Origin of the sequence: Streptomyces sannanensis (assembly GCF_039536205.1) — a bacterium.
Lineage (GTDB): Bacteria > Actinomycetota > Actinomycetes > Streptomycetales > Streptomycetaceae > Streptomyces > Streptomyces sannanensis.
In genome coordinates this window covers 6,279,783-6,299,798 of record NZ_BAAAYL010000001.1, presented here as the reverse complement: position 1 = coordinate 6,299,798, position 20,016 = coordinate 6,279,783, and the positions used below count along the sequence as shown (strand labels likewise).

The 20,016-nt window shown below is 69.9% G+C and carries 19 protein-coding genes and 1 tRNA gene; 6 read left to right on the top strand and 14 right to left on the bottom strand.

The features are described 5' to 3' along the window. The 3 genes from ABD858_RS29365 to ABD858_RS29355 form a co-directional block, all read right to left on the bottom strand. Window positions 1-1,116, bottom strand: coding sequence for a fatty acid desaturase family protein (locus ABD858_RS29365; protein ID WP_345043138.1), 1,116 nt, complete (start codon window positions 1,114-1,116; stop codon window positions 1-3). Window positions 1,117-1,359: 243 nt separating this feature from the next. Beyond that, complete coding sequence (locus ABD858_RS29360) at window positions 1,360-1,530, bottom strand: hypothetical protein (RefSeq protein ID WP_345043136.1); 171 nt, start codon at window positions 1,528-1,530, stop codon at window positions 1,360-1,362. Between the two features lie 27 nt (window positions 1,531-1,557). Beyond that, a complete protein-coding gene (locus ABD858_RS29355; RefSeq protein WP_345043134.1) occupies window positions 1,558-2,553 on the bottom strand; it encodes a DUF2156 domain-containing protein in 996 nt (331 codons plus the stop codon). 177 nt (window positions 2,554-2,730) lie between these two features. On the opposite strand from ABD858_RS29355, the gene ABD858_RS29350 reads away from it, so the two are divergent. Beyond that, a tRNA-OTHER gene (locus ABD858_RS29350) sits at window positions 2,731-2,821 on the top strand. Window positions 2,822-3,164: 343 nt separating this feature from the next. On the opposite strand, the gene ABD858_RS29345 is transcribed toward ABD858_RS29350, so the two are convergent. Then, window positions 3,165-3,797, bottom strand: coding sequence for a TetR/AcrR family transcriptional regulator (locus ABD858_RS29345; protein ID WP_345043131.1), 633 nt, complete (start codon window positions 3,795-3,797; stop codon window positions 3,165-3,167). A gap of 183 nt (window positions 3,798-3,980) precedes the next feature. Here ABD858_RS29345 and ABD858_RS29340 point away from each other — a divergent pair, with 183 nt between their 5' ends. The 3 genes from ABD858_RS29340 (at window position 3,981) to ABD858_RS29330 (ending at window position 7,313) form a co-directional block, all read left to right on the top strand. Next, complete coding sequence (locus tag ABD858_RS29340) at window positions 3,981-5,576, top strand: DHA2 family efflux MFS transporter permease subunit (protein ID WP_345043129.1); 1,596 nt, start codon at window positions 3,981-3,983, stop codon at window positions 5,574-5,576. A gap of 98 nt (window positions 5,577-5,674) precedes the next feature. Continuing rightward, window positions 5,675-6,160: a hypothetical protein gene (locus ABD858_RS29335; protein WP_345043127.1), complete on the top strand. Its 486-nt coding sequence runs from the start codon at window positions 5,675-5,677 to the stop codon at window positions 6,158-6,160. A gap of 448 nt (window positions 6,161-6,608) precedes the next feature. Further along, window positions 6,609-7,313 (top strand): AfsR/SARP family transcriptional regulator, encoded by a 705-nt coding sequence (locus ABD858_RS29330; protein WP_345043125.1) that lies wholly within the window; start codon window positions 6,609-6,611, stop codon window positions 7,311-7,313. 243 nt (window positions 7,314-7,556) lie between these two features. Here ABD858_RS29330 and ABD858_RS29325 read toward each other — a convergent pair whose 3' ends face one another. The 10 genes from ABD858_RS29325 to ABD858_RS29280 all read right to left on the bottom strand — a co-directional run bounded on the left by ABD858_RS29325 (window position 7,557) and on the right by ABD858_RS29280 (window position 17,012). Continuing rightward, window positions 7,557-8,777 (bottom strand): beta-ketoacyl-[acyl-carrier-protein] synthase family protein, encoded by a 1,221-nt coding sequence (locus tag ABD858_RS29325; protein WP_345043122.1) that lies wholly within the window; start codon window positions 8,775-8,777, stop codon window positions 7,557-7,559. Continuing rightward, the gene (locus tag ABD858_RS29320) at window positions 8,777-9,007 is read right to left on the bottom strand and encodes an acyl carrier protein (RefSeq protein ID WP_345043120.1); all 231 of its coding nucleotides are present in this window, start codon (window positions 9,005-9,007) and stop codon (window positions 8,777-8,779) included. The genes ABD858_RS29325 and ABD858_RS29320 overlap by 1 nt, the downstream gene beginning before the upstream one ends. Window positions 9,008-9,095: 88 nt before the next feature. Next, entirely contained in the window at window positions 9,096-10,130 is a 1,035-nt protein-coding gene (locus ABD858_RS29315; protein WP_345043117.1) for a beta-ketoacyl-ACP synthase III, read from the bottom strand. Continuing rightward, entirely contained in the window at window positions 10,127-11,113 is a 987-nt protein-coding gene (locus tag ABD858_RS29310) for a ferritin family protein (protein ID WP_345043115.1), read from the bottom strand. Before ABD858_RS29310 ends, ABD858_RS29315 begins: the two co-directional genes overlap by 4 nt. Further along, the gene (locus ABD858_RS29305; RefSeq protein WP_345043112.1) at window positions 11,110-11,700 is read right to left on the bottom strand and encodes a flavin reductase family protein; all 591 of its coding nucleotides are present in this window, start codon (window positions 11,698-11,700) and stop codon (window positions 11,110-11,112) included. Before ABD858_RS29305 ends, ABD858_RS29310 begins: the two co-directional genes overlap by 4 nt. Continuing rightward, complete coding sequence (locus ABD858_RS29300; protein WP_345043110.1) at window positions 11,697-12,245, bottom strand: hypothetical protein; 549 nt, start codon at window positions 12,243-12,245, stop codon at window positions 11,697-11,699. Before ABD858_RS29300 ends, ABD858_RS29305 begins: the two co-directional genes overlap by 4 nt. Window positions 12,246-12,271: 26 nt before the next feature. Next, complete coding sequence (locus ABD858_RS29295) at window positions 12,272-12,760, bottom strand: type II toxin-antitoxin system RatA family toxin (protein WP_345043108.1); 489 nt, start codon at window positions 12,758-12,760, stop codon at window positions 12,272-12,274. A 2-nt stretch (window positions 12,761-12,762) separates the two neighbouring features. Beyond that, window positions 12,763-14,076, bottom strand: coding sequence for an aspartate aminotransferase family protein (locus ABD858_RS29290; protein ID WP_425586269.1), 1,314 nt, complete (start codon window positions 14,074-14,076; stop codon window positions 12,763-12,765). Between the two features lie 103 nt (window positions 14,077-14,179). After that, window positions 14,180-15,319, bottom strand: a complete 1,140-nt coding sequence (locus ABD858_RS29285; RefSeq protein WP_345043106.1) for an acyl-CoA dehydrogenase family protein — start codon at window positions 15,317-15,319, stop codon at window positions 14,180-14,182. A 64-nt stretch (window positions 15,320-15,383) separates the two neighbouring features. Continuing rightward, window positions 15,384-17,012: an aldehyde dehydrogenase family protein gene (locus ABD858_RS29280; protein WP_345043103.1), complete on the bottom strand. Its 1,629-nt coding sequence runs from the start codon at window positions 17,010-17,012 to the stop codon at window positions 15,384-15,386. Between the two features lie 390 nt (window positions 17,013-17,402). Here ABD858_RS29280 and ABD858_RS29275 point away from each other — a divergent pair, with 390 nt between their 5' ends. Both ABD858_RS29275 and ABD858_RS29270 read left to right on the top strand, forming a co-directional pair. Next, a complete protein-coding gene (locus ABD858_RS29275) occupies window positions 17,403-18,359 on the top strand; it encodes a diacylglycerol/lipid kinase family protein (RefSeq protein WP_345043101.1) in 957 nt (318 codons plus the stop codon). Then, the gene (locus ABD858_RS29270; RefSeq protein ID WP_345043097.1) at window positions 18,356-20,011 is read left to right on the top strand and encodes an MmgE/PrpD family protein; all 1,656 of its coding nucleotides are present in this window, start codon (window positions 18,356-18,358) and stop codon (window positions 20,009-20,011) included. Before ABD858_RS29275 ends, ABD858_RS29270 begins: the two co-directional genes overlap by 4 nt. The last annotated feature ends 5 nt before the right edge of the window (window positions 20,012-20,016 follow it).

Here is a 20,016-nt window from a genome sequence, read left to right as displayed (position 1 = left end):
TCAGGCGGCCCGCTGCCGCATCGCCTGCTCGGCCTCACCCCGGCGGACCGGCGCGCTGACCTTGTGCAGATAGCCGGCGACCTCCCGGTACGAGGCCCAGAAGCCGACCTCGTGGTAGGGGACGCCCCGCTCCGCGCAGTACTCCCGGGTCAGTTCCCGGGCGCGGGGCAGGTTCTTCTGCGCCATGGACGGGAAGAGGTGGTGCTCCACCTGGTAGTTGAGGCCGCCGTAGAGGAAGTCGATGAGCCACGACGGGCGGATGTTACGGGAAGTGAGCACCTGCCGCTCCAGCCAGTCGAGGGTCTCCTCCTCGCCGTCGCGGACCTCCATGCCCTTGTGGTTCGGGGCGAAGATCATGCCGAAGTAGAGCCCCTGGAGGAACTGCTGGACGACGAGGAAGACGACGGCGAGCAGCGGGGACAGAACGGTGAACAGCAGGGTCAGATAGATCGCGGCACGCAACAGGACGAGCGTGGCCTCCAGTACCGGACGCTTGGTCTGTCCCTGCGAGATCGCCTTCAGAGCGGTCTTGCTCATCTTCAGCGACTCCAGCACCAGCAGCACGAAGAACAGCACGCTCTGGTAGCGGACGATGAAGCGCTTGACACCGCGGCGGGAGGCGTACTGCTTGATGTCGAAGATCGCGGTGCGGCGCCCGATGTCCGGGTCCATGTCGAGGTGGTTGGGGTTGCTGTGGTGACGGTTGTGGTGGTTGACCCACCAGCCGTAGCTCGCTCCGTTGATCAGGTTGGCGTGGATATAGCCGACGGCCGTGGCCACCTTCTTGTTACGGAACATGGCCTTGTGGCCGGCGTCGTGGAACATGTACGCACTCTGCGTTCCGCACATCGCCATCCACGCGGCCACGAGCAGCTGCCACCACGAGTCGCCGATGAGGAAGAACGCCGTGAAGCCCGCGGCAAGGAGCAGGGTGTTGAGCGTCAACCGGACTGCGTAGTAGCGGGGGTCGAAGTCCAGCAGGCCTTCCGCCTTCACACGCTTGAGCAGCTCGGCGAAGGTCGCGGAAGCTCCTGCGGTCTGCCGGGGCGGGGACGAGCGGCGCGCGTCGAGCGACTCGACCACACCATTCTGGCGAGGGACGTGCGACGATGACATGCGATGCACTCCTTGGGCTGATGCGCCCGGTGGCAAGGCGGTGGTACGGCAGCCGGCCCACGATGAGGAGGCCGTGCAGCGGAAGACATGGGGGACCACATGGTGGCTGCTGTGTCCTTGGCCGCGTTCGTACCCTGGCAGTGCGATGCGCTGCGCCCGGCTCCGGGCTGACGTGCCACCCAGCCTTGCCTACCGTGCTGATGCGGTTCTGATACGGCACTGACCGGTCCGGCGGCGCCGGGGTCAGGCTGCTGATGTGTCCTGGCGCAGCCGGTCGTCAAGGGCCAGCAGGATCCCGTCGGCCTCGTCGGCCACCGACTCGTCGTCGGGGAGCCCCATGATGCGCATCAGGTGCTCGACCATCGCATGGCGCAGTTCGTCGGTGGTCAGTGAGGTCAGTACAGCGCGGGACATGGTCTTACTCCTCGGTGTGATGAATCGTCAGAAAGCATTGCTGGCACGGAAGATATGGGCGAATCCGGCGAGGGAGGCGTGGCCTTCGAAGGCGACGTACTCGGGGATGGAGACGTCCGCGGCCCACTTCTGCTTGTAGGCCAGCTGTGTCTGCGCGGGGTAGAGCGCGGCACCCTCGGCCGCCAGGAAGTGCATCAGCCACTGGAAGGCGGGACTGTGACCGGGCACCTCGTGGCTCGCGTCCAGGCCGGTGAAGGGCGTGAAGCCGAAGTGCAGCCACGGCACCCCCTCCTCGCGGAACACCTCGACGGCGTGGGCGTTGATGGCCTCCATGAGTCCGGGGGAACCCTCCGGGATCCGCCGGCTCAGGTCGTGCATCCACCCGGAGCGCGAGCCGTACACGGGCGAGTAGGAGATGTACGCCACGGGCGCGCCGTCGATGGTGCCGACGAAGAGGCGGCGCAGCGACTGCGCCTCACCACCGATCTGGCCCACCAGGAACTCCAGCGGGCGCGCGCCCTCGCCCTTGGACCCGAGCCACGCCTTGTCGATGACGGCCAGGCCGTCCTGCCAGTCCGACGCCTGGACCTCCTGGATCATCAGGCCGTTGCGATGCGCCCGCGAGATCTTGTTGCGCAGCTGCATGAAGCGGGTGCCGCGCAGGGTGAACTCCGGTATGCGCAGCGCCCAGGAGGAACCGATCTGGTTGACCGTGAAGCCATGGCGGGCGTACGCCTCGGCGTCGTCGCGCTGGAGTTGTACGCCGACCAGGCGCAGGCCCTCATCGTGGATGTGGGCGACGAAGCGGTCGAGCAGCGCGTCGTAGGACGCGGGGTCGGCGAAGGGGCCGCCGAACTGAACGGCGTAGCGGCCGGCCCGACGGTAGGTGATCACGCCGTCGATTCCAGGGACGCTGAATGTGCGGTTGCCCTCGTTCAGGGCGAGGAACGCGCTGGGATTCTCGGCTTGGGTGTGGGTCAGGACGGCCCGGAGAACCGGGTTGTCCGTTTTGGTGGAGGACACGCTCTGCTCCCTCTGGACGGAATTGAGCCGAGGAAAGTAGAGCACCGCACGCCTGGGGACCGGAAGGGGGAAAAAATACGGTGTCGGAGGTGCGTCAGCTCTGCGTCAGGGCTGCATCAGGGGGGCATGCCATTGTTGTTCTCATGAACGGCCCGGACGACAGACGGGCAACGTTCTGGAGAGGTGCCCGGAGTGGTTTATCGGGGACCCGAGCTTCGGCTCAACGGTCGGGCCACGGCCCACGCAGGTTCGAATCCTGCCCTCTCCGCGGAACCCACCCGGAATTCCCGGGTCGGTCATGGAGAGGTGCCCGGAGCGGCTTATCGGGGACCCGAGCTTCAGCTCAACGGTCGGGCCACGGCCCACGCAGGTTCGAATCCTGCCCTCTCCGCGGTCTTCGGGTCCGCCGTGAGCCCTGTGTGGCAAGCGGCGTATCCGGAGCAGACGCGCAGTGCCCGGGCCGGAAACGGACCGGGCACTGCGCGATTGTCGTCGGGTCCCCCACCGCCCGGGCGACACGATCCGCCCTGGCAGACCTTCCCGCCGGTCCGCCAGGGCGGATTGCCGTTCACAGCCCGGATGCGCCGGGGCCGCATCCGAGGCCGCCGGGGTCAGGCGCCGGCCGGGCGCAGATCGGGGTGGCCGAGGGCCCGGTGGGCGAGTTCGAGCACGCTGCGGGTGACCTCCGCAGTGTCGATGGGCTCCTTGCGGGCGATCAGGTCGTCCAGCAGGCCGTCGGCGGCGTGGTAGACCATGCGGAACGCCCAGTCGGGGTTGGCGCTCCGGAAGGCTCCGGCGACCGCGCCGCGCCTGACGAACTCGCAGATCAGGTCGATCACACGAGCGTTGGACTCCTTGCACAGCTCCAGCGCTCTGGCGTTCGCCGATCCGTAGACCAGCCGGTGCAGTTCGGCGTTCTCGACGGCGTGCTCGATGAGGCGTTCCAGCAACGCGTCCATGGTGGGCCACCACGCCTGGCCCTGCGCCAGGGTCTCCTGGGTGGTGTCGTGGAACGCATTGACGTACTCCTCCCAGAGGGCAGCCAGGACGTGCTCCTTGGTCTCGAAGTACATGTAGAAGCTGCCCTTGCCCATGCCCGCGGCCGCGGTGATGTCCGCGATGGTGGCGTCGGAGAATCCGGTCGCGCCGAACACCTCTCGGCCCGCCCGCAGGATGTCGGCCCTGCGGGCCTCAGGGGTCTTGACGACGCGCTTCCGTTTGCCCGGGGTCGTGCTCTGAGCCATCACGTCCGTCCTCCATTGCAGTGCGGGATCTCCTTCGAGGCTACATGACCGACCGCCGGTCGGTTGCCTGACCGACCGTCGGTCAGTTAGCGTTCGTCGTGCCAGAGAGCCCCTCGGACGCTCACGCACGCCACTTCGAGCGGGCCCGTCCCCCTCCATATTTCACGCAAACACGAGGAAGACATGACAAGCCCCAGCCCCACCGCCGGCACGGCGGCCGCCCGCGGCAAAGGTCTCCTGCTGACCTTCGTCTGCATCGGCATCTTCATGGTGTATCTCGACTCCACGATCGTGAACGTGGCACTGCCCGAGATCCAGAGCGACCTGTCGACGGACATGACCCAGCTCCAGTGGGTCATCGACGCCTATGCGCTCGTCGTCGCCTGCTTACTGCTGACGGCGGGCACGCTCGGTGACATCTTCGGGCGCAAGCGCATCTTCCTCAGCGGACTTGCCGGGTTCCTGGCCGCGTCCGCGCTGTGCGCCCTGGCGTCGACCTACGAGTTCCTGCTCGTCGCCCGTGTCCTCCAGGGCGCTGCGGGATCCATCATGATCCCCGTCTCACTGGCCCTGGTGTCGACCACATTCCCGGAGCCCGCCGCACGGGCCCGCGCGATCGGCATCTGGGCCGGCATCGGCGGACTCGCTCTCGCGGCGGGTCCGGTGCTCGGCGGCGTACTGGTCGACGCGTTCGGCTGGCAGGCGATCTTCTGGGTCAACCTCCCCTTCGGCCTGATCGCCCTCGCCGTCCTCGTGGCGAAGCTGCCCGAGAGCAAGGCCCCCACCCGTCGTCGCGCCGACATGCTGGGTCAGGTCCTGTTCATCGTCGCCATCGCGAGCCTCGTCTACGGCCTGATCGAGGCCAGCGCCCAAGGCTGGAGCGACCCGGTCATCCTCGGCTCCTTCGCCGTCGCCGCGGTCGCGCTGATCGCCTTCGTCGCCTGGGAGTTGCGCCAGAGCGACCCGATGCTGCCGATGAACCTCTTCCGCAGCCCCGTCCTCGTCGTCGCCGGCGCGGTCAACTTCCTCGGACTGTTCGGCCTCTACGGCAGCATCTTCCTGCTCACCTTCTACCTCCAGCAGATCAACGGGCTCTCCACCACCGAGACCGGAGTCCGGTTCCTCGCCCTCAACGTGTCGATCATGGTCTTCTCGTACGCCGCCAGCGTGATCGCCGCGAAGTTCGGCCCGAAGCTGCCGATCCTCGTCGGGTCGGTGGCCAGCGCGCTCGGCCTCCTCGAACTCGCCCAGCTGGCCCCTGGCAGCGGCTTCGGATCGTACTGGTGGGCGATGGCGCTGCTGGGCGCCGGCGTCTCGCTGGTCGGCGCCCCCGCGACCGTCGCGCTCCTGTCCTCGGTCCGCCCGGAGCAGGCCGGTACCGCCTCCGGTGTCTCCAACACCTTCCGCCAGGTCGGCAGTGTGTTCGGCGTCGCTCTCACCGGCACGCTGTTGATCCAGCACCTGGGCGACGCCGTCCCCGGCACCCTCCGGGACATCGGCATGGACGCGGCGGCGCGCGGTCGGACGGTGGAGGCCATCTCCGCAGGTGACCTGGGAGCCATCGACGCGCTACCGGACGGGATCCGGGGCACGGTGAGGGACGCGGTCGCCCCGATCTTCACGGACGGTCTGCAGATCGGCTTCACCGTGGCCGCCGTCGGCACCCTCGTCGGCGGTCTGTTCGCTCTGCTGGTCCTGCCCGGACGCAAGAAGCCGGCAGCAGCCGCCCCCGCACCGGCCGCCGCCCCTCGCGCCACGTCCGACGCCGCCTCCGGGTAACGCCGCACATCGCACCGACCGCACCACCCCGCGCGAGCCCCCCACTCCATCCGGCGCGCGGCACCCGCACCGTACCCCTCTGACGACCGGAGCCATCCGTGGAAACCAAAGAGCTCTCCCGTGCCTACAAGGAACTGCTGGCGGCGGCGGAGTCCATCACCGACGACCGTCCACTCGCCGAGTTCGACCGCGCGGAAGTCGACTGGGTGCTGGCCCACATCGCCCTGAGCGACCGAGCGCTGGCGGGCACGGCGCGCGACGTCCTGGCCGGCCGGGCGGCCAGGATCGACAACGCCCAGGTCATGTCCAGGGCGGCGATCGCCGCGGTCCTGTGCTCCACCACCCATCTGGAGCGGGTGGACATGGTCCGTCGCAACGCGAAGGAACTGGTCGACCTGCTGGAGCAGATCCCCCAGGAGGCAGCCGGCACGGCCGTACGGGCCCAACTGGTCGACCGCGAGGGCATGCTGGTCTTCGACGACGACCTGAAGTGGGGCGACGTGATCCGGATGCGCGCCATGGAACACATCCCCGGCCATGCGGCGACCCTGCTCGCCCGGGCGCACTTCGCGATCGAGGGCTGAACGCCCGCCGTCCGCCGGATCCCGGCGAACGCCCCGGCCGTTGTGACGCACGGCCGGGGCGTTCGCGTGTGTACCCGTCTCGATCAGTGGGAAAGGAAAAATCTGGCCATTGAAACTCAGTGCGCGGTGATCAATGATTAATGGTCGCCGCACGCAGCAGGGGGTACCGTGATCCACCCAGAAATGGCACCGACACCGGAATCGTACACTTCGACGATGACCGAGACGGGTGCTTTTGTCGTTCACCTATACCGGCGGGCCCCTTCGCGGCAACCGGATTCACAACTCCCGCACAATGAATCTCAAGGCGGGACCACGCCTGTATTCCTTTCCACGACATACCACAACGAGGGAGCACGACGTGCTGAGCTTTTCGATTCTCGGAGCGTTGGAGATTCATACAGAAACAAACCGGGTGGAGTTACCGGGAAACCTACAGCGCACTCTCGTGCAGACCTTGCTCGTCAGTGAGCATCAGGCAATCACCGGGGACAAACTGATCGAGGAGCTCTGGGGCGACTCGCCCCCCGACAACCAGGTCAACGCCCTCCAGGCACATGTCAGCCGGCTGCGTCGCAGGCTGAAGTCCCTCGAGCCCGAGCGCTCCGCATCCCGTCTGGCCATGCACCCCTCCGGCTACCGGCTCGCGGTCGCGGACGACGAACTCGATGCCGCCCAGTTCCTCCGCAAGACCCGGCAGGCCGAGAGCCTGCTCCTGACCCGCCCTGCCGAGGCCGCCGCGCTGCTGCGCTCCGCGCTGGCGATGTGGCGCGGGCCCCTGTTCGGCCCGCTCCCGGGCGGCACCGTGTGCCGGCTCGCCAGCGCCCGCTACGAAGAACACCGCATGCGCGCGCAGGAGTTGCTGTTCGACGCGGAGCTCGGCGCCGGGCGGCACGCGAGCGTCCTCGCGGAACTCTACGAAGTGCACATCAGCAACCCTCTGCGGGAACGTTTCTGCGAACAGCTCATGATCGCGTTGTACCGGTCCGGCCGTCAGGCCGACGCCCTGAACACCTACCGCCGCATGTGGCAACGCCTCTCCGAGGAGATCGGTGTGCAGCCCTCGCCCTCGCTGCGCAGGGTGGAGCACGCGATCCTCTCCCACGCCCCCTCCCTCGCGCCGGACGACGGCGCCGAGCTCCAGTCCGCGTGACCGGAGTGCACGCGCCCTGAGCCGCGCGCGGTGACCGGGGCCCGCCCGTGGGCTGCTCGTGACGGGCGGGCCCCGTGCCGTCGGTCGGCCCGGGAGCGCCGAAGCGCTTGCCGCGACAGGATCCTGCCCCTGGTCCAGACACGACAGGTTCGCGTGCGCCCGTGCACGGCATGCCCCTCGGGGCCGAGAAAGGGGCAGCCGGCCCGGTGACGGGCCGGCTGCCCCTGGGGCGGCTGTGACGGCTCAGGCTGCGGCGATCGCCAGGACGGCGTTCTGCCCGCCGAAACCGCAGGAGTTACTGAGGGCCAGGTCGATCGGCATGGGCGTCTCCGAGTCGGCGACCTTGATGTCGATCCCGGGGTCGGGGTTGGTCAGGTTGGCCGTGGGCGGGACCAGCCCGTGTTCCACGGTCAGCACCGTGAGGACGGCCTCCACCGCCCCCGCGGCACCGAGCAGATGGCCGGTCACGCCCTTGGTGGAGGTGACGAGCGGGTCGCCGGTCAGCGTCCGCTTCAGCATCGCCGCCTCCGCCAGATCGTTGAGGGGGGTCGAGGTGCCGTGCGCATTGACGTGCTGCACATCGCCGACTCCGGCGCCCGCGTCGGCGAGGGCAGCCCGCACGGCGGACTCGATCCCGGCCCCCCGGGGGTGAGGGGACGTCATGTGGTGGGCGTCGGCCGAAGCCCCGTAGCCCACGATCCGTCCCCGGACCGTGGCCCCGCGGGCACGGGCGTCCTGGAGCCGTTCGAGGACCAGGATGCCCGCGCCCTCACCGGCGACGAACCCGTCCCGGTCCGCGTCGAAGGGGCGCGAGGCCACCGTGGGGTCGTCCTCCCTCCGGGAGAGGGCGCCCATCTGGGCGAAGCCGGCCATGGCCAGTGGAGTGATCATGGACTCGCTGCCTCCGGTCAGGACCACGTCGCAGCGGTCCAGGGCGAGCAGGTCGCGAGCGACGCCGACGGCGGTCGTGCCGGACGCACACGCCGTGGACACCACGAGGTTCGGGCCGGTGGCCCCGAACTCGATGGCCGCCTGGCCGGCGAGCATGTTGGGCAGCTGCATGGGCAGCAGCAGCGGGGAGACCCTGCCGGGGCCGTTGTGGAGCAGCACCCGGTGCTGGGCCTCCACGGTGCCGGGTCCCCCGTCGCCGTTGCCCAGCACCACACCGACGCGGGCGCCGTCCCAGGTGTGCGGGTCCAGGCCCGCGTCGGCCAGTGCCTCGCGGGCGGCGACCAGCGCGAACCGTACGAAGGGGTCCAGGCGCAGGGCACGCCGGGCACCGAGCAGGACATCCGCGTCGAATCCCGGGACCCGGCAGGAGATCCGTACCGGGTTCGACTCCAGCACCGGGTCGAAGGCGGCCGTGGAGTGCCCCGAGCGGACCCTCGCCCAGCTCGGCTCCACTCCGATGCCGCCAGGGGTGACCAGGCCGATCCCGGTGACCGCGACGTCGATACCGGCCATCAGATCTTCGCGCCCCGCTCTTCCATGAGCGCCACCATGTCGCCGACCGTGGCCGCTTCCAGCAACTCGTCGTCGCTGATGGTGACGCCCAGCTCGGACTCGAGCATCAGAGACAGCTCCACGACGGCCAGGGAGTCCAGTTCGATGTCCTCCCGGGTGGCCTCGGGCGTGATCAGGTCGGGGGACACCTTCAGCTTGTGGACGAGGAGATTCTTGAACTGTTCGAACATGTCGTTCCTCCGGGTGATCGGTGCGATGGCGCGATGGCTCTTGGATGTCGCGGTGTGTGGGGTGGGGGCGTACCGGCGGTGCCGCCCGTCAGAACGGGTCGAGATCCGGCCAGGTCAAGGTGGTGGCGCCCCAGGCCAGCCCACCGCCGAACGCGGTGAGCAGTACCTTCTGTCCGTCGGACAGCCGGCCGTCCTGCGCGGCCTGGGACAGCAGCAGCGGGATCGAGGCGCCACCGGTGTTGCCGACGTGCTCGATGTTGGACAGCTGCCGGTCGGCCGGGATCAGAAGCCGGTCCGCGACCGCGGTGAGGATGCGGGCGTTCGCCTGGTGCGCGGCGAACCGGTCGATGTCGGCCAGCTTCCATCCACGGCGCTCGACGGCCTTGCGCGAGGCGGCGGTCATGCGCTCGACCGCGTGCCGGTAGGTGTCGCGGCCCCGCATACGGAAGAAGTGGTCCTCGGGGGGTGCGCCCCGGCCGGTGGAGCGCTGCCGCGAGCCGCCTGCCGGCACCTCGATGAGGTCGGCGAGACTGCCGTCGCTGCCCAGGACCAGGGGTCCCACGGCGCCCGGTTCGTCCGGCCGGCCCGCACGCAGCACCACCGCGCCCGCGCCGTCCGCGAAGATCACGGCGGTGGTGCGGTCCTCGGGGTCGATGATGGTGGTGAACGCGTCCGCGGCGACGAGCAGCACCCGGTCCGCGATGCCCGTCGCGATCAGGCCGCCGGCCGAGGCCAGGCCGTAGAGGAATCCGGTGCACACGGCGGCGACATCGAAGGCCGGCACGTCCGAGAGCCCCAGCTGAGCGGCCACGGCCGGGGCAGTGGCCGGGCACGGGTGGTCCGGTGTCGTGGTGGCGAGGACCACCGCGTCGACGTCCGCGCTGCCCGCCGACTTCAGGGCCCGCCGCCCGGCCTCCACAGCCAGGTCGGACGTGGCGGTGCCCGCGGAGACCACGTGGCGCGTGGCGATTCCGGTGCGGCTGCGGATCCATTCGTCGGAGGTGTCCAGCCGGGCCGTGAGGTCCTCGTTGGTCACCACGTCCGGCGGCACGTACGACCCGATGCCGGCCACCACGGCGGATCGCCCCGTGGGAACCTGCCCTCCCTCGGGAGCGGTGCTCATCCCTGGCTCCCCTGGCCGCCGGCCAGCACTTCGACGGGCAGGCCCATGTAGGCCATGCGGGCCTCGGCCATCTCGTCGGTCCACTGCTCGGCCATGTCGTAGCGCTGCGCCGGTGTGGTGTCGAGCATCCGCACGCCGGGCCACAGCTCGTAGTCGCCGATCTTGTCGGCGTGCTCGAGCATGCCCTTCTGGAACATCTCCTCGCGGGGCAGGACGTACTCGCGGTCCGGGAGCTCGTCCCAGAGCCGTGCTCCGGCCCGGAGGATCTCCAGGAGCCTGGGGCGGTACTCCGGGTGCTTGACGACGTGGTCGCGCAGAATGGTGCTGGCCACGGTCAAGTGCCGGATCTCGTCGATGGCGGTGCCGCGGGAGATCTCCCCGGTGGCGGGCGACAGCGGGGTCCACTTGCGCTCGCTCAGCTCGGCGGCGGGTGCGAGCACACCCTCGATGACGATGGCGAACACGGCGACACCGCCGATGAAGTCGGACTGACCGGTCACGATCTCGTCCGTGAACTCCTTGACCGGCTCCAGTACCCGGCGCCGGTAGTCGGCGGCCATCTCGTCGATGTCCCGCAGCAGGCTGTCGGCGGGGTGGCCCAGTTCGACGAGGTGGTTGCGGAACACCCGGGCGTGCCGGGCCTCGTCGATGAGCTGGGTGGCGTAGAACTCCATCTCCGCAATGCCCGGGGCGATGGTGACGTAGCGGCCGAGGATGCGGGTGGCCATCTCCTCGGACAGGGCCCGGAAACCGAACTCCAGGATGAGGGCGTCCCGCAGCGGACCGGGCTCCTTGAGGAAGTCCGGGACGGCGGCGTCGGCATGGTGTCCGGTGTCGCCGCGGTCCCGCAGGGTCCCCTGTGCCACGGAGGTGAACCAATAGGAGAGGTCGCAGTCCTCGGGGCCGAGCCTGAGTTCCTTCGCGCCGTCCAGCAGACCGGGTGCCTTGTCCCAATCCGCCTCAGATGCCACAGGTGCGGTCATGCCGCGGTCTCCTTCCTGGTCTGGCTGCCCGGTCCGGGATCCCGGGCGGGGGAGAGCGGGCCGGTGAACAGCCCGCCGGCGTAGCTGAGCAGGGGGTCGCCGTCGGCGACAGCGGCATGGGTCACGTGGCCGATGACCACTTCGTGGTCCCCCACCCGCGAGATACCGAAGAGGCGGCAGGTGTAATGGGCCAGTGCGCCGTCGAGCCGGGGCGCGTGGGCGTACGCATCGAGGTCCCACCGCAGGCCGTCGAACTGGGCCGGGCCATCGGGCCGGGAGGAGTCGGAGAAGTAGCGGGCCAGGTCGGCCTGCGCCGCCGTGAGCACGTTGACGGTGTACCGCCCCGAGGCCGCCGCGAGCTCGGCGAACTTCGATCCGCTCCTGAGACAGGTACCGAGCAGCAGCGGCTCCCGGGACACGGTGGTCACGGTACTGACGGTGGTGCCGTGCATCTGTCCTTCGTGGCCGACCGCCAGCACGGCGACCGGGGCAGTCAGGTGGTACAGGGCCTGGCGTCGCCGGAGACGTCCCTCGGGAGTGCGGTGCCCGTGGGCCGGCCCGGTGCGGGAGCGCAGCGCGGTGCTCATCGCGCGGCCTCCTGACGGGCGCGGTCGGCGCGGGCGGGGGTCCGTGCCGAGGGGATGTGGCCCACGGGGGCCGGGTCGCTCGTGTGGCCCACCGGCTTGGGGTGCTTGATCCCCAGGTCGTCCAGCAGCCGCAGGTAGCCGGGCTGGCGAACCGGTTCGAAGGGCAGCGCGAAGGACTTCATGAAGTTGCCGAACAGTCCCCGGTCGCCGAAGAGGTGGAAGGGCAGCATCAGCAACGCCCACTCCGGCTCGATCAACCAGCACCACAGGGCCGCGACCGCGGCCTGAGTGATCAGGCTGTGCATGACGTTGTAGAGCACGTAGTACGTCTTGGAGATCGGGCGGCCCCCGCTGCGCCGGAAGGCGATGGCGCCGGGGATGTACCCGATCAGGTCGATGTAGAAGAACAGTACGAGGGCCGGCACCCATCGGATGTCGCCCAGGTGGGCGATGATCAGACCGGTGGTGACGGCCAGGCCGACGAGGTACTCGGCCCGGTGCAGTGAGTAGGTACGTGGCGTCTCGAACGGGTTGGCCTGATCCACGGCTCAGCTCCTGTCAGGGCAGCGGGTCACGCTACGGCGGTCTCCGGCCGGGCGTCGGTCAGATTGGCGTCGCCCAGCACCCTGACGCCCGGGAAGAGGCCGGTCACCGCCCAGGCGACGCTCTCCTTGATGACACGCTCGGCAATGGGGTCGAGGATTCCCTCGAGACTGGGGATGCCGAAGTCGAAATCGGCCTCGAAGTCGACGGCGACGTCGGCGCCCTCCTGGCGCAGGATCCACCGGCCGGTGAAGCTGTCGAAGTCCCCGTCGGTCTGCTCGAAGCGGGCCGTCAGATCCTCGACGGAGAACTCGTCCCTCTCGGTCCAGCGCAGCAGCCCGCTGCGGAAGTGCAGTTCCCAACTGGAGCTGCACTCGGTGGAGGGCAGGGAGGCGTGCACGGTGGTGGTGTGCACATGGGGCGCGAGTTCCGGGTACCGCTCCCACCTGATCACCGCGTCGAAAACGGTCCGGGCGTCCTCGGAGGGGACCAGGGCCTTCAGCTCAACGTGCCGCACGTTCAGTTACCGCCTTCCGGCATCTTGGCCGAACCCTGGACGAGGTCGCGGGTGGCCTTGTCGAATGAGTCGAGGAGGTATTGCACGTCGGTGCCGGTGAGGGTGGCCGGCGGGGTGAACCGCACCACGGCGCTGCCGTTCATGGAGTGGTTGGCGACGACACCGTGGTTGAACAGTTCGATCAGCAGCTCACCCGCGAGGCCGGCCTCGACCAGCTCGACGCCGATCAGCAGACCCCGACCGCGAACATCCACCAGCAGGTCGGGGATGTTGCGGCGGGCGATCTCGGTGAGCTTCGGCAGCAGGGTGCCGCCGATGTCGACGGCCTTGGTGACCAGCCGCTCCTCCCTGATCGTCTCGATGGAGGCCTGGACGGCGGCCATGAGCAGCGGCTGCCCGGAGAAGGTCGCGGTGTGGAGGAAGGGGTCCTTGTCGAAAGGACGGAACGCCTTGCGGGTGGCGACCGCGGCCGAGACCGGGACCACGCCACCGCCCAGGGCCTTGCCGGTGAGCATGACGTCGGGGACCACGCCTTCGATGTCGGCTCCCCACCACTCCCCCAGCCGGCCCAGGCCCGACTGGATCTCGTCGAGGATCAGGAATCCGTCGTACTCGCGGACCAGTTGCTCGACCTGTTTCAGATAGCCCTTGGGCGGCATGATCACACCGCCCTCGCCCTGGACGGGTTCGAGGATGACGCACACCTCTCCGGGATGGGCCGACAGCTCGGCCTCCAGGGCGTCCGCGTCCCCGAACGGCAGGTGCAGGAAGTCGGGTACGAGCGGCCGGAAGGGCTGCTGGTAGACATCCTTGGCGGTGGCCGACAGGGCTCCCAGGGTCTTGCCGTGGTAGCCGCCGGTCATGGAGACGGTGCGCCTGAAGCCGTTGGCGCGGGCGAGCTTCAGGCCGGTCTCGACCGCCTCGGCGCCCGAGAGGGCGAAGTGCACCCGGTCAAGGCCCTCGGGCATCACCGACACCAGCGACTCGGCGGCGCGGGCGGCCGTCGGCTCGAGCAGGATGCGGGTCGCGGCGGGGTGGGTGCGCAGCTGCCGTTCGACGGCCTCCACCACCCGAGGGTGGCGGGCTCCCATGATGAACACCCCGTAGCCGCCCGCGTTGAGGAAACGTTCCCCGTCGCTGGTGGTCAGCCAGACGCCGGAGGACTCCACCTCCATGTGGCTGCCGAACAGCTCGGCGAGCGTCGCCCGTCCCTTGCTCAGATGGGCCCGGTAGAGCCGGAGGGTCTCCTCTTCCGCGCTCGGTGCTCCGGTGCCGGGTACCCCGGCGTCAGGCCGTGTTTCCTGAATCGTTGTCAAGAGATGTCACTCCCAGGGAACGTGCGGAGCCGCGGGATCCGCGGAGGTCGGCAATGGCGGGAAGACTGCGCACGGCCGTGGCGCCGGCGCGCTTCGGCGCCGGTCAGGCCAGGTCCAGATGGCCGCCGCCGAAGTAGCGCAACAGCGGCTCGGCGGCGGCCGGCCTGGCCGGCGGGTGGAAGGCGAGCGGGCGTATCGACGCAGCGAGCCGGGCGTTCGGCGAGCCGGTGATGAAGTCCATGCCACCGAGGAGTTCCAGCGCCCGGTTGGCATTGGTGACCAGGGCTTCCTGCACGGTGTAGCGGGCCACCAGCGCTCCGGCCACCGCCTCCTCGCCCTCGACGTCGCTCTGCACGGCCCGGGCGGCGCCCTCCAGCAGGGCCACGGCCGCCTCGTGGTGGATCGCGAGGGCCGCGCGCTCGGTGGGGTTGCCGCGCTCCCTGCGGACGACGTCCTCGACGAGGGCGGACGCCGCCCCCGTGTACCCGGCGGAGATGAGCAGGACGAACCAGATGAAACCGGCTGTCTGGAGATCGTCCAGGCGGTGCGGGTCGTCTGCGGAGGTGCGTACCACCAGCTCCTCCGGCACGAACACGTCCTGGAGGCGTACCTCTTCGCTCTCGGCGGCGGCCAGCAGCTCGCTGCCCCAGAAGGGGTGGACGCTCAGGCCGTCCGAATCGGCCGGCACGATCGCGAGAGCGAGCTCGGGGCTGCCGTCGGCGCCCGGTACGGAGATGCTGGCCGTCAGCAGGTCCATCGAGCCCGACAGGCTGCACGGCTTCTTGGAGCCCGACAGGCGGTAGCCGCCCTCGACGGGCACCGCGGTCACGGTCGGAGCGAGAATGTTCTGCTGGGTGCGCCCCTCGGCCCAGCCGGAGGCCATCAGCCTCTGTTCCGGCACGATCCGGTGCAGCAGGTCCACCTGGGCCGGGGTCAGCCGGTCCTGCTGGTCGGCCAGTGCGTAGAGCATGGCGGCGGTGAAGTGGTGCATCGTGGTGGCGGCGGCGAGCGACGGGGAGACCGCGCCCAGAGCCTCCTGCACCCGTACGGCCTCCAGCGGAGTCACGCCCTGACCGCCGAACTCGGCCGGGATCAGCAGACCGACGCCACCGTGGGCGCGGAACAGGTCGATGGCCGGGCCGCCGGGCTTCTCACGGTCGTCGTACGGGATCTCTTCCAGGGCCTTGAGCAGCCCGGGGTGGTACTGCTCGCAGACGGCACGGGCTCGGTCGAGGGAACGCACAGGTACCTCCGGTGGGTTCGGGAGAAGCAGGGGATGGGGGGATGGGGGATGGGGGTGTCGGCACTCAGGCGCCGAAGACCGCCTCGTAAGGGCTCACGTCCCGGGCGATGCTGACACCTTGCAGGTGGGAGGTCTTGAGCATCGGGTAGTTGGCCTCGCCGAATGCTCCGCCGGTCATGCCGGTGCCGCCGTGGGTGGGCAGGTAGGGGACGCATCCCATGTGGGAGTCGTTGATCTTCAGCAGTCCGCCGTTGGTGACCTGCCGCACGAAGGTGTCGATGACGTCGTCGGAGCGGGACCACAGCGAGTTGCGCAGCCCGTAGGAGTTGGAGTTGGTGAAGTCCACGAAACGGGCCAGGAGTTCGTCGTCGGGCGCGGGCTCGGCGACGACGACGGGGATCAGCGGGAAGAACGTCTCCTCGCGGACGATGTCGTACTCCCGGGCGCGGGCCAGGCCGTCGACCCGTACCACGGTGGGCTGAAGGAAGACGCCGGTGTCCGAGGGTGTGCCGTCGACCTCCATACGGCGCCCGCCGGTGACGAGTTCGCCGCCCTGGTCCAGGGCCTGGCCCAGGAGGCGGAAGAACCGCTCGCTGCGCCGGACCGGGGAGAGAAGGACGTCCTCCTCCTCCGGGTAACCGGGCCGGATGCGCTTGACCTGCTCCTTGAGCTCGGCGAGTAGTTCGTCGGCGACGGCAGGGTGCACCAGTACGCCGTTGGGCACCATGCAGATCTGACCCGAGCCGTAGAAGGCCTCCGTGACGGCCTCGACGGCTCGGGGGATGTCGGCGTCGGACCAGACGACGACGTTGTCGTTGCCGGCCAGTTCAAGAATGGCCTTCTTGCCGTTCGCGACGCACTGCTGCTCGAAACGCAGGCCCTCGGCGCTGCCGCCGATGTAGAAGATGTCGTCGATCAGCGGACTGGCGACCCAGCGGTCCAGCGTCTGCTTGGGATTCGAGCACAGGGCGTTGAGTGTGCCGGGCGGGGCGCCCAGTTCGTCGAGGATCGGCGCGACCACGTCCCGCATCAGCCACATGGTGCTGAGGGCGATACTGCGCGGGGCGCGCATGATGACGGAGTTCCCGGACATGAGGCACAGCACGCCGAGGGCGGCGCTGGGCAGCGGCGCGTTCTGCGGGGGATTGAAGGCGACGACCCCGTCGGGCTGCCGGCGTACGATCAGCCGGCGGTTGCCGTGCCGGAACTCGGTGTGCATCTGCTGCTGGTACCAGCCGAGGCTCTCCTCGCTGAAGATCTGCAGCAGAGAGCTGTGCTCCCAGCGGGCGAGTTTGGCCGGGTGCGCCTCGGCGATCAGCATGTCGATGAACTCGTCGCGGCGGCGCTCGAGTTCTTCGCGGAAGCGGTGCCCCAGGCGCATACGGAGTTCCAGCGGCATGGCCGCCCAGCCCGGCGCGGCGTTCGCCGCGGCCTCGCTCGCCAGGTCCAGTGCCTCGTCGCCGGCGATGGCGCAGCGGCCCACCACATACGGGTGTGCGGCCTCGGCCGCGTCGGCGTTCTGCTCCAGGGTGCGCTTGAGCGTCACGCTGGTGAAGACGTCCTCCAGAAGCGATCTGCCGCTGACGGTGTAGACCCACCCCTCGCCCTCGATGTCCTTGCCGGCGACGTAGAGCTCGTAACTGCGCTGGGGCACTTTGCGTTCTTCTGCCTCATTACCAGAAGGCGAGAGCATGTTGGCCTTTCCCGGTCGGTCCCAGTGATTTCCGGAACGCGAGAACAAGGCGCCTTACGGGATTTCACAGAAGTCCGCGGCGCGATGGTTCGCCTGTTCTGCTGTGCTCCGGACTGTCCGTATCCATCCGAAGCAAGATGATCGTGCCAGCCCACTCTGACCCACCTCTGACACCGGACTGATGCTGCCGCAGGCGCCGGATACGGCCGGGGAGGACACCGGCCCGCACTGAGACGACATCCATTGACCGACTGTCGGTCACTTCGTTTTGGTCGGGCCTGACCACCTTCTCCTGCCTTCGTCCCACCCCGGCCGTTGATCCTTTTCCTGCTTACGCGCATTCGTGAGGACGACATGCCCGATGACGCTCAGATGTTTTCCCCGAACGAAATGAACACTTTCCCCACCCGTAAAGCACTGATCGTCGCCAATCCCGCCGCCGGCACCATGAGGACGAAAATCCTGGCGGAACTCACCGTCCTGTGCCGGACGCGTCTCGAACGCGTCGACATCCGTCTCACCACGCGCCGCGGCGACACCCGTGACATCGTGCGCGCGGCACTGGACGCGCCGGAGGCAACCGCACCGGACCTTGTCATCGCCGTCGGCGGAGACGGCACAGTGGGCGAGGTGATCGCGGGCATGACCGCCGGACTGCGGCCCGCCGGCGCCGCGCTGGCCATCGTTCCGGCGGGCACCGGCAACTCCGGCTACCGGATGCTCTGGGGCTGCCGGCCCTGGCAGGAATCCGTCCGCGCGGCACTCGTCGGCCCCGCCGGTGCCGAACGCCGCATCGTCGACCTCGCCCTGCTCATCGAGACCGGCACCCTGGTCTGCCTCGGCGCCTGCAGCGGCGTCATCGCCCAGGCGCTGGAGACCGCCCGGGGCATCCCGCTGACCGGCCCCGCGCGCTACGCACGCGCCCTGGCCGACACCGCGGAGACGTTCACCGCCTACCCGGGTCGCGTCACCGTCGACGGCGCGGTGTGCCACGAGGGCGAGACCGTGTTCGCCAACGTCGGCGGCGGACGCATCCGGGGCGGCCAGTACCTGGTACTTCCCCTGTCGGTCCCCGACGACGGCCTGCTGGACGTCTGCGCCGTGGGCGGCGAGGTGCACCCCACCCAGGTCGCCGAACTGACCCTCACCGGCAGCCACCTGCGCCGCCCCGGCGTCGTCTACGCACGCGGCCGGACGATCCGCGTCGAACGTCTCGACGGCCTGCCCCTGTGCTACGAGCACGACGGGGAACTCCAGTCGGCCGGCGGGCCCGCCATGACCCTGGAGGTCCTGCCCGCCATGATCCCAGTGTGGGGCGCACTGCCCGCCGAGGGGGCCGCCGCATGACCGTCGAAAACACGGCCCGTCCCGCGGCGCCGGCCGCGGGCCCTGCGACAGCCGCCCCGCACGGCCCGGGCGCCCCGGAACCCCCCCTGGCCACCCTCGCGCGGTGGGCCGCCGCGCTGCGCCCCGAGGACATACCCGAGCGGACGCTGGCCCTGGCCGCCAGCCAGCTCCTGTCCCAGCTCGCGTCCATCCGGGCCGGCGCCGAACAGCCCCTGGGGCGCCTCCTGGTCAAGGGATTCGGTCCGCCGTTCCAGGACGACCCCCGCGCTTCCGCACGTGTCCTGGCCGGACTGGGCTCCTGGCTCAACCTCGACGACACCGCCTACGCCGGACACCTGTCCAACTCCACGGTCGCCGTGCCCCTCGCCTACGCCCATCACCGCCGCCTGGACGGCACCGCCCTGCTCACCTCGATCATCGCGGCCAACGAGTGCGCCGCCCGGATCACCGCGGCGGCGACCCTGGGCCCGCTGCGCGGGCACAGCGCCCTGCACACCCACCTCGTAGGAGCCACCGCCGGACGCCTGCACTGCGAGGGCGCCGGAGCAAAGCAGTGGACCGACGCCCTCGGCCTGGCGCTCGCCATGCCGCCCTGGCCGCTCCTGCGGGCCTTCCTGGCCAGCGACGCCCGCCTGTTCAACGCCTTCGCCCCGGTGAGCACCGCCATGGACGCCTGCGACGCGGCGGCCGCCGGCTTCCAGGGCCCGGCCGACCTGCTGGAACACCCGGACGGCTTCCTGGCCCGGTTCGCCACCGTGCCACTGCCGAGCGCCGTCACGGACGGTCTCGGCGAACGCTGGCACACGGACACCCTCTCCTTCAAGATGCACCCGGGTGGGCCCGGCGTGGACGCGGCCATCGACTGCGCCCTCGATCTGCACCGGGCACTGACCCCCCGACGCCCCGACGACATCGCGGACATCGTCGTCGAGACCTCCCTGTACACGCTGGCCGCCCAGCGCACGGCCGAGCGGTACGTGCACGGCCCCGGCGCCCCGCTCGGCGCCCTCGTCCTTCACACCCCGTACACCGTCGCCACGGCCTTTCTGACCGGCGGACTCTCCGTCGGCGACTTCACCCCGCCCCGGCGTGACGAGCAGGCCCGCTGGCAGGCCGCTCGCCTGGTCCGGCTCGTCCACGACCCGGCCATGACCCGGGCCCTGTTCACCTCCGAGGCGCCCTTCGGGGAGGCGGTCCGCCGGGCCGGCCCCGACGCCGAAGCATGGCTGCGTAGCTTGGGCGGTCCCGAGGCGGTCGCTCTGGCGGCGGACGCGGAACGCCCGGGGGCACGAGGGCGACTTCGCCCACGCCCGCAAACTCACCGGGGCCCGTGTCACCGTCCGGCTCACCGACGGCCGCACCGCGACCCGCGAACGCATGATCCCGCTCGCCGCGGCCGGCCCCCACACCCGCCGGCACCACGCCGGTCTGGTGCGACGGAAGTTCACCGGCCTCGGCGGCCCACCCCATGTGGCCGAGCGCGTCACGCAGGTCGTCGGCATGTCCTCCGACGAATTGTGTGCCTGGATCGAGGCGGCACTGCGCTGACGGCGGCGACCCGCCCGGACGTCTCCCCCGTACTCACCCACGCTGTCCGACGACCCATTGGAAAGAGATTCGGCCCATGCCTTGATACGCCCTTTCGCACGTAGACCTC

Coding starts and splice junctions, on each gene's coding strand:
- ABD858_RS29360 (WP_345043136.1), bottom strand. CDS start 1,530: ATGTCCCGCGCTGTACTGACCTCACTGACCACCGACGAACTGCGCCAT.
- ABD858_RS29325 (WP_345043122.1), bottom strand. CDS start 8,777: ATGGCCGGTATCGACGTCGCGGTCACCGGGATCGGCCTGGTCACCCCT.
- ABD858_RS29340 (WP_345043129.1), top strand. CDS start 3,981: ATGACAAGCCCCAGCCCCACCGCCGGCACGGCGGCCGCCCGCGGCAAA.
- ABD858_RS29275 (WP_345043101.1), top strand. CDS start 17,403: ATGAACACTTTCCCCACCCGTAAAGCACTGATCGTCGCCAATCCCGCC.
- ABD858_RS29310 (WP_345043115.1), bottom strand. CDS start 11,113: ATGACCGCACCTGTGGCATCTGAGGCGGATTGGGACAAGGCACCCGGT.
- ABD858_RS29345 (WP_345043131.1), bottom strand. CDS start 3,797: ATGGCTCAGAGCACGACCCCGGGCAAACGGAAGCGCGTCGTCAAGACC.
- ABD858_RS29305 (WP_345043112.1), bottom strand. CDS start 11,700: ATGAGCACCGCGCTGCGCTCCCGCACCGGGCCGGCCCACGGGCACCGC.
- ABD858_RS29320 (WP_345043120.1), bottom strand. CDS start 9,007: ATGTTCGAACAGTTCAAGAATCTCCTCGTCCACAAGCTGAAGGTGTCC.
- ABD858_RS29365 (WP_345043138.1), bottom strand. CDS start 1,116: ATGTCATCGTCGCACGTCCCTCGCCAGAATGGTGTGGTCGAGTCGCTC.
- ABD858_RS29280 (WP_345043103.1), bottom strand. CDS start 17,012: ATGCTCTCGCCTTCTGGTAATGAGGCAGAAGAACGCAAAGTGCCCCAG.
- ABD858_RS29315 (WP_345043117.1), bottom strand. CDS start 10,130: ATGAGCACCGCTCCCGAGGGAGGGCAGGTTCCCACGGGGCGATCCGCC.
- ABD858_RS29270 (WP_345043097.1), top strand. CDS start 18,356: ATGACCGTCGAAAACACGGCCCGTCCCGCGGCGCCGGCCGCGGGCCCT.